A 12588-nucleotide genomic window follows, 5' to 3' on the forward strand; every position below is an offset into this window, starting at 1 on the left:
TCTCAGGCCGAGTCGCGCTCGATGACCTCGGTGGGCAGGATCGTCGCGTGCGCCGCGGGGCGCCCGGCGAGGATGTCGAGCAGAACGGATGCCATGTGCCGCCCCTGCGTCAATGACGGCTGACGCACGGTGGTCAGCGCCGGGCGCAACGCCGTCGACACGGCGGAGTCGTCGAACCCGATGACGGCGAGGTCGCGCCCGGCCTCGAGCCCCTTGTCGCGCAACGCCGCGTAGGCGCCGCGGGCCATCAGGTCGCTGGCGACGAAGAGCGCGTCGGGCAGCGGGCCCGCCGACAGGATACGGCTCATCGCCAGCGCGCCGCCCATCTCCGTGAAGTCGCCGTCCTCGATCGCCGCGGGCTCGACGCCCGCCTCGCCGAGCGCGTCGCGGAAGCCCTGCAGGCGGTCGATCGCGGCGGGCATGTCGAGCGGGCCCGAGATCGTGCCGATGCGGCGGTGACCGCGCGCCAGCAGATAGGCGGTGGCGACGCGACCGCCCTCCACGTTGTCGACGTCGACGTAGTAGTCGTCGGCGCGCACGCGGGCCGGGCGCCCGCCGTAGACGACGGGCACGACGTCGGCCACGCGGTCGAGGAAGGTGTCGCTGGTGTGGTGCGAGGCCACGATCGCCCCGTCGACGCTGCCGCCGCGCAGGTACGCCAGCGCCTTGGCGCTGGCGTCGTCGCTGGCGATCAGCATGTTCATGATGTAGTCCGACTCGCCGACCACCTCGCCGATGCCGGCGACGATCGAGGCGAAGAACGGGTCTCCGAAGAAGCGTTCCGTCTGCTCGGGGATGACGAGGGCGATGGCCCGGGTCTGCCGACTGGCGAGGGAGCGCGCCGCGCGATTGGGGACGTACTGCAGTTCGTCGATCGCGCGGCGCACGGCTTCGAGGGCGGCCGGGGAGACGGCGGTGGAACCGTTGACCACGCGCGACACGGTCGAGCGTGACACACCGGCCCGCGCCGCGACCTCTTCGATCGTGGCGGTGCCCCGCACGGGTGCGAGTTCCATCGCGTTGCCTCCTCGACCGCCTCGCGCGCGGCCTACACCGCGGGTGCGGTGACCAGTGCGCGCTCGGCGATGATGCGAGCGTACTGCCGGCCGGAGTCCTTCACCGTGCGCTCCTGCGTCTGGTAGTCGACGTAGACGATGCCGAAGCGCTTCTCGTATCCCCAGGCCCACTCGAAGTTGTCCATGAGCGACCAGTAGAAGTAGCCGCGCACATCGACGCCCTTGTCCACGGCATCCAGAACCGCGCCCAGGTGGGCCTCGACGAACTCCACGCGCTCGGTGTCGTGCACGCGCGCCTCGCCGCCGTCGGTGACCAGCTCGTCGTCGTAGGAGGCGCCGTTCTCGGTGACGTACAGGGCGACGCCGGCCTCGGCCGAGTACTCCTCGCTGACCCGCTCCAGCAGCCGGGTGAGCCCCTCGGGCTGCACCTCCCAGTGCATGTTGGTGCGCGCGAGGCCGCGGTCGTGCCAGTACAGGTTCTCGTGGGCCGGGAACGGCTTTCCGATGGGGCGCGTGGTGGGCGCGTCCCCGGCGGGCGGGTCGACCTCGGGCGGCGTGCCGCCGACGAACTCCCCGTGGTAGTAGTTCACACCGAGCGAGTCGATCGGCGTCGAGATGATGTCGAGGTCGCCGGGCCGGACGGCCTCTTGCCAGCGGGCCACGGCCGCGGCATCCGTGTCGCGGAAGTCCCGGATGATGTCGGCGGGGTACTCGCCCCGGAACACGGGGTCGAGGAACCAGCGGTTGAACTGGCCGTCGACGCGACGCGCGGCGTCGAGGTCGGCGGGATCGGCCGCGTCCACGGCATCCGCCACCGTCAGGTTGAGGGTGAGGCCGAGGTTGAGCGAGGAGTCCCGCGCACGGAGCTCCCGAACCGTCTGGCCGTGGGCGAGCAGCAGGTGGTGGGCGGCGAGCATGCCCTCGGCCTGCGAGTAGTGGCCGGGAGCGTGCGCGCCGGCGGTGTAGCTGAGGAACGACGAGCACCACGGCTCGTTGAGGGTCGTCCAGACGTCGACGCGGTCGCCGAGGGCGTCGTGCATGTCGAGCGCGTACTCGGTGAAGCGCTCGCTGGTCTCGCGCACGGTCCATCCGCCGCGGTCTTCCAGCGCCTGCGGGAGGTCCCAGTGGTACAGCGTCAGCCAGGGAAGGATGCCGGCACCGAGCAGTTCGTCGACGAGGCGCTTGTAGAAGTCCACGCCCTTCGCGTTCACCGGGCCGCCGTCGGGGCGCACGCGCGCCCACGACGTCGAGAAGCGGTAGGTCTGAAGGCCGAGGCTCTTCATCATCTGCACGTCACCGGCGTAGCGGTGGTAGTGGTCGCACGCCACGTCGCCGTTGTCGGCGTTGATGACGGCGTCGGGGACGCGACTGAAGGCATCCCAGATCGACGCGGCGCGGCCGTCTTCGAAGGCCGCGCCTTCGATCTGGTAGGCCGCGGTCGCGGCGCCGAAGAGGAAGCCCTCGGGAAAGGCTCGGGTATCGGACATGGTTCGGGTTCCTTCCGTGGGCGCGAGGGTCATCCCTTCACCGCCCCTTGCATGATGCCACTCACGAGCTGCTTGCCGGCGAAGACGAACAGCAGCAGCAGCGGGATCGTCGACAGCAGCACTCCCGCCAGGACGATGGAGTAGTCGACGAAGTAGTTGGACTGCAGCAGCGACAGGGCCACCGGCAGCGTGGGGTTCTGGCGGTCGAGCACGATGAACGGCCAGAAGAAGTTGTTCCACGCGGTGACGAAGGTGAACAGCGCCAGCATCGCGGCGGCGGGCCGTGCGGCCGGAACCCCCACGGTGAGGAAGGTGCGGAACGAGCTCGCGCCGTCGACGCGGGCGGCCTCGATGAGTTCGTCGGGCACGGCCTGGCGCAGGTACTGCGTCATCCAGAACACCCCGAACGCACTCGTCAGCGCGGGCACGATGATCGCGCCGATCTGGCCCGTCCATCCCATCTCGCTGAAGAGGATGTACAGCGGCACGACCCCGAGCTGCGTGGGAACGGCCATCGTCGCCACGACGAACAACAGCAGCCAGGGGCCGCCGCGGAACTTCAGCTTCGCGAACGCCCAGCCCGCGAGCGTGGAGAAGAAGACGACGGATGCCGCGATCACGGCCGAGCTGAAGATGGAGTTCCACAGCCCCGCCCAGAAGTTGACGGCGGGGTTGCCGAGCACCGCGGCGGCGTTGACGAAGAAGTTGCCGCCCGGGATCCACGACAGCTCGGGGTTGCGGATGGTCGCCGAGTCGCCCGAACCGATCAGGAGAGCCCAGTAGTAGGGCACGAGCGCGGCGAGCAGCACGACGCCGAGGCTGGCGTAGACGAACCACCCGGGTCGGGAGCCGCGGACGGCGCGCGGGCGCCGGCGCGCGGGCTTCGGATCGGCTGCCCCGGTGACGGGGCTGGTGTCGATGACGCTCATGAACGGGCGACCTTTCCGGTCGATTCGGCGAGCCGCTGCTTCGCGGCACGGGCGGCGGCGCGACGCTGCGCGCGGCTGAGACCGTCGCGCGAGCCCTCGTCGCGCACGAGGGAGCGACTGATGAAGAGGTTGACCGCACCGATCGCCAGGATGATGAGGAAGAGGATCCACGCCAGTGCCGCGGCGCGGCCGAAGTTCCACTCGCCCCAGCCGAGGTTGTAGAGGTACAGCGAGATCGTCAGCCACTGGTTGTCCGAGCCACCGGTGCCCGACTGGTCGAACATGCGCGGCTCGTCGAAGATCTGCAGGCCACCGATCGTCGAGGTGATGATGACGAAGATCAGGGTGGGCTTGAGGCTCGGCAGCGTGATCGAGAAGAACTGGCGGATCTTGCCGGCCCCGTCGACGGTCGCCGCCTCGTAGTACTCGCGCGGCACCGCCTGCATGGCGGCCAGCAGGATGAGGGTGTTGTACCCGGTCCAGCGGAAGTTGACCATCGTGGCGATGGCGATGTGACTGGCGAACGCGTCGGAGTGCCACCCGACCCCGGGCAGGCCGATCCGGCCGAGCAGGGTGTTGATGATGCCGTACTGGTCGCCGAACATGTTGCTGAAGATCAGCGCCACGGCCACGGGGGCCATGACGTACGGCACGAGCACGCCCATGCGCCAGAGGGTCTTCGCCCGGATGTTCTGATCGAGCATCGCCGCGATGAACACCGCGAGCAGCAGCTGCGGAACGGTCGAGAGCACGAAGATGCTGAAGGTGTTGCGCAGGGCGTCCCAGAAGGCGGGCTGCGAGAGCACGTAGGCGTACTGGTCGAAGCCGACGAACGTCCCCGAGCCGCGGATCTGGTCCCAGTCCATGAACGAGATGACGCCCGTGTACAGGATCGGGAAGAGGCCCGTGACGATGAAGAGCAGGAAGAAGGGCGAGATGTAGAGGTAGGGCGAGAGTTTGAGGTCCCACGCGCTGAGCTTCGAGCCGAAGCCGACACGTCGGGGGGAACGGGCGGGGGGACCGTCGGCGGCGGAGGCCGCGGGGGTCACGGGGGGCTGCAGTGTCGTGGTCACGAGGTTCCTTCCGGGAGCACGGGCCGGACGCGGAGCGTCCGGCCCGTGATCGAGGCGAGATCAGCCGATGGCGTCCACTTGCGAGACCCACTGGTCCCACGAGGTCTGTGCGTCCTGCGTGTTGCTCTCGACGCGGGTCAGCGCCTTCTGCATCGCGTCGTTGACCTGGAAGTAGTACTCGCCCTTGAACGGCGTCACGCTGACCGCCTCGGCGCGCTTCGTGAAGATCTCGCCGATGGGGGCGTCACCGAAGTAGGCGTTGGTGCTCGCGAGCAGCTCGGGCGCCTTCAGCGCGTCGACCTGGCTCGGGAAGGTGCCCGCCTGCTGGAAGAACTTCACCTGCTGCTCGGGCGAGGTCAGCCAGTCGGCGAGGGCCTGGGCCTCGGCGACGTGGGCGCCGTTGCCGGGAACGGTCAGGTACGACCCGCCCCAGTTTCCGCCGCCGTTGGGGAACGTGTCGGCGATCTTCCAGCCCGCCACCTCGGGGGCGTTGCCCTCGATCTGCGTCAGCATCCAGCCGGGGCAGGACAGCGTCGCGAAGGCGCCGTTCGCCATGCCGGCGTACCAGTCGGTCGACCACTGCTCGAAGTGCGCCGACTGCGTCTTGGCGGCGTCGAGGGTCATTCCGTAGATCTTCTTGACGTCGGGGTTGGTGGTGGCGGTGATCTCGCCCGAGTCGGGGTTCTCGTAGGCCGCTTCGACCTGGTTGATCATGCCCTGGTAGACGCTGCCGGCCGAGTCGAAGAACGGCTTGCCGGTGGCGGCGACGTACTTGTCGCCCATCTCGAAGTAGGTCGACCAGTCGCCCTCGAGGGCGGCGGCCACCTCGGCCGGGTCGGAGGGAAGCCCGGCCGCTTCGAACAGGTCGGCGCGGTAGCAGATGGCCTCGGGGCCGATGTCGGTGCCGTACCCGATCAGGTTGCCCGAGGCATCGGTGGCGGCCTTGACCTTCCAGTCCAGCCAGCGGCTCTGCAGGTCCTGGGGAACGGGTGCCAGCAGGTCGGAGTACTTCATGACCTCGGGCAGCCAGTCGACCTCGATGGCTTCGATGTCCGCCAGGCCTGACTTGCCGAGCTTCTGGAAGTAGTTGGCGCGGGCGTCGTTCGACTTGGCCGCGCGGTTGTGCACGATCTTCACGTTCGGGTGCTCGGCCGTGTAGGCGTTGAGCAGCTCGTCGGTGTAGCCGAAGTCGTTGAACGTGGCGACGGTGAGGGTCACCTCTTCGTCACCACCGCCCGCGGCGGTTCCCCCGCCACCGGAGCAACCGGCGAGCACGAGGGCGGAGGTGGAGGCGACGGCGGCGATGAGCGCGGTCCGGCGCAGGGCACGAGAATTCACAGATCACTCCTTTGTGGTGGGTGCTGACCGGTAGCGCTGGTGTTCCCCCGCAACCTCACGTGGGAGCGCTCTCAACCGATCGAAGTCGACGATATGGGATCGCTCCCACGACGTCAAGGGAGCGCTCCCACATTCGTTGCGGTCCGGCCGGGAGCCGACGACCCCGAGCTCGGTCCACCCGGTGCGATCCCCGCGCGCGCGGTCGCTCCGCGCGAGGCGGGGATGCCGAGCCCGAGCGTCGTAGACTGGCATCCACAACGCCACCCGACTTCTGGAGCTGCAGTGCCCACCATCGTCGTCGACGTCATGCCCAAGGCCGAGCTTCTCGACCCGCAGGGGAAGGCCGTCGCCGGCGCCCTGTCGCGGCTCGGCGAGAACCGCTTCTCGGACGTGCGCATCGGAAAGCGCTTCGAACTCACCGTCGAGGGAGAGGTCGACGAGGCCACCCTCGCCCGCGCCCGCGAGCTGGCCGACGAGATGCTCTCGAACGCGGTCATCGAAGACGTCGTGAACATCGAGGTCGTCGAGTGACGGCTCGCATCGGGGTCATCACGTTCCCCGGCTCGCTCGACGATCGCGACGCGCAGCGCGCCATCCGCCTCGCGGGCGGCGAGCCCGTCGCCCTCTGGCACGGCGAGCACGACCTGCGGGGCGTCGACGCCCTCGTGCTGCCCGGCGGATTCTCGTACGGCGACTATCTGCGCGCCGGGGCCATCGCCGCCTTCGCGCCGATCATGGCCGAGGTCAAAGACGCCGCGGCCAAGGGCATGCCCGTGCTCGGCATCTGCAACGGCTTCCAGATGCTCGTCGAGGCGCACCTGCTGCCCGGCGGCCTCATCCGCAACGCGCACCAGCAGTTCATCCGGCGCGACCAGCGCCTGCGCGTCGAGAACGCCTCGACCGCGTGGACCAGCGACTTCACCGAGGGCGACGAGATCGTCATCCCGCTGAAGAACGCCGACGGCGGCTACATCGCCGACGCCGAGACCCTGGCGCGCGTGAACGGCGAGGGCCTGGTGGCCTTCCGCTACGTGGGCGTGAACCCCAACGGCTCGCTCGACGACATCGCCGGCCTCACCAACGCGCGCGGCAACGTCGTGGGCCTCATGCCGCACCCCGAGCACGCGGTGGAGCCCGGCTTCGGCCCCGGCACCGACGTCGCGATGCGTTCGGGCGTCGACGGACTCGGCTTCTTCACCTCGGCCATCGCCGCCGTGGTGGGCGCCGCAGCCTGACACCCGGCGGGTCGCCGGGCCCCGCACGCCCACCTCGCGCGTGACGTGCGGAGGGCCGGGGGCGAGCGGAGGTCCTTCCGCCGCCCAGCGCCCTCCCGCGGCCCCTCGCCCTCCGCTGGTCACCGCGCTCCACACCTCACCGCGGTGCGCGCGTCCGCCCGCGGCGGGCATCGGGGCGCCCCCGCGATAGCGTGAGGGCGTGACCGAGAAGCGCGCGCCCGACCAGGACGCACTGATCGACCGCATCCTGCACCTGTGGCGAGCGGATGCCGAGACCCTGCCCTCCGAACCGCGCCTGGCCGAGCTCACCGGCGCGAGCCGCAACTCGGTGCGCGAGGCGCTCATCCGCCTCGAGGAGCGTGGCTACGTGCACCGCACGCAGGGCGCCCGCACGTCGCCGAACCGGCGGCTCCCCGGTGTCGGCCGACGCATCGACCAGCAGTTCGACCACTCGCTGTCGATCCGCGCGGCGGGGTACGAGCCGACGCTCGAGCTCGTGGCATCCGATCGACTCACCCTTTCCGCGGGCGACCCGTCGCGGTACGACGAGCTGCCCGACGGCACCGGGGTCCTGCGCACGGTGAAGATGTGGCGCGTCGACGCCGCCCCCTATGCGCTGGCCGAAGACCTCGTGCCGCTCTCGCGCGAGGTCGATCTCGACCCGCATCGGCCGGTGTTCGAGCTGGCCGAGGCGGCCAACGGCATCCGGGTCGCGTGGGAGACCCTGTGGATCGACGCGATCGCCCTCGACGCCGAGCGCGCCGCGATCCTGTCGACGGATGCCGGTACCCCGGCCATCGAGATGACGTATTGCGGGTACGGGGTCGACGACGCCATCGGGTACTGGTCGCGCGAGGTGCAGCTGCCGGCGCCGGCGGGCCTGCGCAATGCGCTGATCCGTCGCGTCCGCTCCTGAACGCGCGTTTCTGCCGCGTAAACGAGCGGTGAAGTTGTTGGACAAGTAGCTCATAAGCTTGTTGGACAAGCGTACTGTCGGGCTACCCGACGAAAGCGAGCCCCCGTGTCCGACACCCTCTCCACCCACCACCTCACCGCCGAGACCATCACCCCCGCGGGCTTCGAGCCCTACGGCGTCGTGCTGACCCCGATGGAAGACGGCACGCCCTTCACCGCCGAGGAAGCCGTGCTCGACGTGTCGAACGGCATCCCCCGCTTCTACCTCATGCACCTCGACGACAAGTCGCCCGAGTTCGTGCGCGTCACCCGTCACCTCGAGACGACGCAGACGCTCATGGCCGTCGGCGACGTGGAGTGGACGATCGCCGTCGCCGCCCCCGGCCTCGACGCCCCCGCGCTCGACGACCTGCGGGCGTTCCGCATTCCGCCGCGCACGGCCATCACGATGCGCAAGGGCACCTGGCACGCGGGACCGTTCTTCGCCGACCCGAGCATGGACTTCGTCAACCTCGAGCTCGACGACACCAACGTCACCGACCACCACAACCACCGGCTCGACGACGCCTTCGGCGTGCGCGTCGTGATCGACGCGGAGTGACGGTGCTCACCCCGCTTCCCGACGCCCCCGCGCGTCTCGCGCGCCTCGAACGCGAGGCGGCGCACCAGTCCGCCCTGAGCGCCGGCGACGGGCGGCCCTGGGTGGGCGCGCGAGACGGAGTGCGCCCCGTCGTGATCGTGGGCGCCGGTCAAGCCGGGCTCGTGCTCGCGCGGGGCCTGCGGCGCCGCGGAATCGACGACGTGGTGGTCCTCGACGCCGCCCCCGCGGGGGCTGCGGGCCCCTGGACCACCTACGCGCGCATGCACACCCTGCGCACCCCCAAAGACATCGCCTGGCCGACGTGGGGCACCCCCGCGGTGAGTCCCCGCGCGTGGTTCGAAGCCGTGTACGGCACGGCGGCGTGGGAGCAGATCGAGTACTTCCCCACCACGGCGTGGCAGGGATTCCTGCAGTGGTACCGCGAGGTCTCGGCCATCACCGTGGTGCCCGCCACCCACGTCACGGCGATCACCCCCACCGACGGTCCGCTCGACCTCGCGCTCGAGGGCCCCGACGGAACCTGGACGCTTTCGGCCCACCACGTCGTGCTCGCCACCGGAATCGAGGGAGCCGGCGGGCGGTCCATCCCGTCGCTGCTGCACGACCTTCCCGCGGATCGGGTGCGGCACACGCACGACGACATCGACTTCGCCGCCCTCGCGGGCCTGCGCATCGGCATCCTGGGTGCCGGCACGGGGGCGTTCGACAACGCCGCCACCGCCCTCGAGCACGGAGCCGCCCTCGTCGACGTGCACATGCGCCGCGCCGCGATGCCACAGGTCAGCCCGTACCGCTGGATGGAGTTCGCCGGACTCATCGAGAACTACGGCACCTTCACCGACGCGCAGAAGTGGGCGTTCAACGTGCACCTGTCGGCCGTCGACCAGCCCGCCACGCAGAACGCCCTGTGGCGCGCGCACGCCTTCGACACGTTCCGCTTCCTCACCTCGTCGCCGTGGCAGGGCGTGGAGTGGACGGGCAGCGACATCGCCGTGACGACGCCGCACGGCATCCACCACTACGACGTCGTCCTGGCCGCGACCGGCATCGCCTCGGACCTCGCCCGACGACCCGAGCTGGCGAGAGTGGCCGCCGACGCCGTGCTCTGGAGCGAGCGACTCACCCCCGAGGCCGCGGCGCAGAACCCGGGGCTCGCCGCATTCCCCTACCTCGACGACGACTTCGGGCTCGTCGACCGCGCGGGCGGGGAGGCGCTGTCACGCATCCACATGTTCAACCACGGTGCGCGGATCAGCCAGGGCATGCTGAGCCACCAGATCCCCGGCCTCGTGGGCGGGGCGACGAAGCTGGCCGCCGCGCTCTCACGCCGCCTGTTCGCGCGCGACTCCGCGAGCCTGCTGGCCGAGTATCTCGCGTACGACGTTCCCGTGGGCGTGCAGATCGGCCGACGCGCGCAACCCGCCGCCGCCGAGGCGCCGACGGCGGTAGCGTCGAGCGGGTGACGACCGAGACCCCCCTGATCGTGTCCGTGCCCACCGAACAGCTGCGCGACGATCTGCAGCCCCTGCCCGAGGGCGTCGAGCTCGTGCTGTGGGACATGACGGGGCCCGCTCCCCGTGAGCGGTTCGACCTGGTCGTGCCCCCGTACATGTCGATGGACGGCGTCATCGAAGCGTTGTCGAGCGTCGAGGTCCGCCTCGTGCAGGGCCAGTCGATCGGCTACGACAACGTCGAGGGACGCCTGCCGAAGGGCCTCGCCTTCGCGAACGCCTCCAGCGTGCACGAGACCGCGACCGCGGAGCTCGCCGTGACGCTGGCCCTGGCCGCGCAGCGGCGCCTGCCGGAGTTCGTGCGCGCCCAGGACCGCGCGGAGTGGATCGGCGGCGGCGCGACCGGTCTCGCCGACCAGCGCGTCACGCTCCTCGGATTCGGCGGGGTCGGCCGCGCCATTGCCGCGCGCCTGAAGCCCTTCGAGGTCGAGCTGCGCGCGGTCGCCTCGCACGGCCGACTGCAGGACGACGTCGAGGTCTTCCCCCTCGGAAAGCTCGACGACGTGCTCGCCGAGACCGACATCCTCATCGCCTCGCTCCCCGGCGGCGACCGCACCCGCCACATCCTCGACGACGCCGCCCTGTCGGCCCTGCCCGACGGCGCCCTCGTCGTCAACGTCGGCCGCGGCCCCCTCATCGACACCGACGCGCTCGTCGACCACGTGCGTCGCGGGCGTCTCCGCGCCGCGCTCGACGTGACCGACCCCGAGCCCCTTCCCGCGGATCACCCGCTCTGGGCCCTGGACGGCGTGCTCATCGCCCCGCACGTCGGAGGAGCCACGGATGCCATGCGCCCGCGCATCGCGCGACTCGTGCGCCGTCAGATCGAGCGCCTCCGCGCCGGCGAAGAACCCCTGAACGTCGTCATCGGCGGCTGAGAGCCGCCGCCGTCGGGCATCAGGCGGAGCGTCGCGGACGCATCGACCGGAGGGTCTGCGCGATGAGGCGGGCGTCGCCGCGGCCCCCCACCGCCATGATCGCCGCCGCTGCCACGAGCCACGCCGCTCCCAGGCAGACCAGACGGAGCAGAGCGGGCCACGGCCCGAAGACCGCGAGGTCCAGGCCCCACGCGACGAGGGTCGCGCCGCCGCTCACCGCCAGGGGCACGAGGGACGCGCGCACCAGGACCCCGACCTCGAGGCCCGCGCGGGGGGCGAACACGAAGGTTCCCGACGCCCAGATGAGCACCTGGCCCACGACCACTCCCCACGCGATCCCCGCGGGAGCCAGGGGCGCCAGCAGCACGATGAGAAGCACCATCGGCACGCGCCCGACGATCTCCGACAGGAAGAGGGCCCCGGAGCGTCCCAGAGCGGCGAACCCCCAGTAGTAGGCGTACGCCGTGGTCTGGAAGACCGTGCCCACGGCGAGGATCGGCAGGAACTGCATCGCGGGGAGCCAGTCGGGGCCCAGCACCACGTCGATCAACGGCGCACCGCACACCACGAGCAGGCCCGTGACGGCGAGCAGCACGTGACTGACGAGCCGCTGCGCACGCGCCAGCGCCTCGTTGAGGGCGGGAAGGCTGTCGGCGCCCTGCGCCAGTCGCGGCAGCACCACGCGCGTCAGCGGGGCGGCGACCTGCAGCAGCGGCAGCATCACCAGCTGGTACGCCCGCGAGTAGAACCCGACGATCGCCGACGGGTACCAGGCCCCCATGACGATCGTGTCGACGTTCGTCGTGACGTAGTGCGCCGCGTGGGTGGCGAGCGTCGACAGGCCGAAGGTGAGCAGCGACCCCATCTCGACGCGACGCGGGAGTCCGGGACGCCAGCCCGCCGCGGCGACGGCCCACCCGAGCGACACGACGGCCGCCACCGTGCCCTGCACGGCGAGAGCCAGATAACCCGAGCCGAGCAGCGCGAGCAGGATCGCGGCGACGATGCCCGCGGCATCCCCTCCCACTTCCGACGCGGCGAGGCGCGAGAACCTCTCCCGGCGATTCAGCTCGACCAGGAACTGGACCGCCGCGGCACGGAGGAGGTAGGCGGGTGCCGCGATGAGCACGACCCCGACCAGCCGGCCGTCGCCGAACGCGGCGCCGATCGGAACGGCGACGGCCGCCACCAGCAGCGCCAGAACGGCCCCGATGCCGGTGTTGATCCAGAACAGGTTGCTCTTCTGCGCCTGGCTCAGCGACTTCTCGCGCAGGGCGGCGAGGCTGAGCCCGAAGTCGCCGAGCACCGACGCGATGCCGACGATCGCCAGTCCCAGGCTGACCACGCCGAAATCCGCCGGCCCGATCAGGCGTGCCAGCACGACGATGTTGGCGATCTGCAGGACGTACCGCAGCCATTGCGTCGACAGGAGCAGGGTCGCACCCCGGGCCCGTGCGCCCGAAGATCGTTCGGGCGTCACGTCTGTCGTCCTCCTCGCGTGCGCCGCGGGAGCCGCGCTCGAGCAGACTATTTTCGGCCGCGCGCTGCTCACCTCTCCGCCGCCCCTCAGGGGCTCGTTTTCACCCGGTCGGTCGCCCGTTCCGC

At 70.8% G+C, this 12588-nt stretch carries 12 protein-coding genes; 6 read left to right on the forward strand and 6 right to left on the reverse strand.

The genetic code is table 11. The features are described from left to right. Positions 1–2 precede the first annotated feature (2 nt). From BJP65_RS07560 to BJP65_RS07580, 5 genes are read right to left on the reverse strand one after another with little or no spacing between them, the layout of a single operon-like run. Positions 3–1016 (reverse strand): LacI family DNA-binding transcriptional regulator, encoded by a 1014-nt coding sequence (locus BJP65_RS07560; RefSeq protein ID WP_055831966.1) that lies wholly within the window; start codon positions 1014–1016, stop codon positions 3–5. A 32-nt stretch (positions 1017–1048) separates the two neighbouring features. Then, complete coding sequence (locus BJP65_RS07565) at positions 1049–2503, reverse strand: glycoside hydrolase family 1 protein (RefSeq protein WP_070408718.1); 1455 nt, start codon at positions 2501–2503, stop codon at positions 1049–1051. Positions 2504–2532: 29 nt separating this feature from the next. Further along, complete coding sequence (locus BJP65_RS07570; protein WP_055831968.1) at positions 2533–3432, reverse strand: carbohydrate ABC transporter permease; 900 nt, start codon at positions 3430–3432, stop codon at positions 2533–2535. Continuing rightward, entirely contained in the window at positions 3429–4505 is a 1077-nt protein-coding gene (locus BJP65_RS07575) for a carbohydrate ABC transporter permease (RefSeq protein ID WP_070408719.1), read from the reverse strand. Before BJP65_RS07575 ends, BJP65_RS07570 begins: the two co-directional genes overlap by 4 nt. 60 nt (positions 4506–4565) lie before the next feature. Then, entirely contained in the window at positions 4566–5843 is a 1278-nt protein-coding gene (locus BJP65_RS07580; RefSeq protein WP_055831970.1) for an ABC transporter substrate-binding protein, read from the reverse strand. Between the two features lie 282 nt (positions 5844–6125). Here BJP65_RS07580 and purS point away from each other — a divergent pair, with 282 nt between their 5' ends. The 6 genes from purS (at position 6126) to BJP65_RS07610 (ending at position 10983) form a co-directional block, all read left to right on the forward strand. Next, the gene (purS, locus tag BJP65_RS07585; RefSeq protein WP_022878640.1) at positions 6126–6374 is read left to right on the forward strand and encodes a phosphoribosylformylglycinamidine synthase subunit PurS; all 249 of its coding nucleotides are present in this window, start codon (positions 6126–6128) and stop codon (positions 6372–6374) included. Beyond that, on the forward strand, positions 6371–7078 hold the full coding sequence (gene purQ / locus BJP65_RS07590; protein ID WP_070408720.1) for a phosphoribosylformylglycinamidine synthase subunit PurQ: 708 nt from the start codon (positions 6371–6373) through the stop codon (positions 7076–7078). Before purS ends, purQ begins: the two co-directional genes overlap by 4 nt. 199 nt (positions 7079–7277) lie before the next feature. Next, positions 7278–7994 carry a GntR family transcriptional regulator gene (locus BJP65_RS17090; RefSeq protein ID WP_070408721.1) on the forward strand — a complete coding sequence of 239 codons (717 nt, stop codon included), beginning with the start codon at positions 7278–7280 and terminating at the stop codon, positions 7992–7994. 105 nt (positions 7995–8099) lie between these two features. Then, positions 8100–8594, forward strand: a complete 495-nt coding sequence (locus BJP65_RS07600; protein ID WP_070408722.1) for an ureidoglycolate lyase — start codon at positions 8100–8102, stop codon at positions 8592–8594. Beyond that, positions 8591–10057, forward strand: coding sequence for an FAD-dependent oxidoreductase (locus BJP65_RS07605; RefSeq protein ID WP_070408723.1), 1467 nt, complete (start codon positions 8591–8593; stop codon positions 10055–10057). Before BJP65_RS07600 ends, BJP65_RS07605 begins: the two co-directional genes overlap by 4 nt. Further along, entirely contained in the window at positions 10054–10983 is a 930-nt protein-coding gene (locus BJP65_RS07610) for a 2-hydroxyacid dehydrogenase (RefSeq protein ID WP_070408724.1), read from the forward strand. The genes BJP65_RS07605 and BJP65_RS07610 overlap by 4 nt, the downstream gene beginning before the upstream one ends. A 19-nt stretch (positions 10984–11002) precedes the next feature. Here BJP65_RS07610 and BJP65_RS07615 read toward each other — a convergent pair whose 3' ends face one another. Continuing rightward, positions 11003–12463 carry a lipopolysaccharide biosynthesis protein gene (locus tag BJP65_RS07615; RefSeq protein ID WP_070408725.1) on the reverse strand — a complete coding sequence of 487 codons (1461 nt, stop codon included), beginning with the start codon at positions 12461–12463 and terminating at the stop codon, positions 11003–11005. Positions 12464–12588: the final 125 nt, after the last annotated feature.

Source organism: Microbacterium sp. BH-3-3-3 (assembly GCF_001792815.1).
GTDB lineage: Bacteria > Actinomycetota > Actinomycetes > Actinomycetales > Microbacteriaceae > Microbacterium.

Excerpts from the sequence above, each read along its gene's own strand:
- BJP65_RS07570 (WP_055831968.1), bottom strand. The coding sequence starts at position 3,432 with ATGAGCGTCATCGACACCAGCCCCGTCACCGGGGCAGCCGATCCGAAG.
- BJP65_RS07560 (WP_055831966.1), bottom strand. The coding sequence starts at position 1,016 with ATGGAACTCGCACCCGTGCGGGGCACCGCCACGATCGAAGAGGTCGCG.
- BJP65_RS07565 (WP_070408718.1), bottom strand. The coding sequence starts at position 2,503 with ATGTCCGATACCCGAGCCTTTCCCGAGGGCTTCCTCTTCGGCGCCGCG.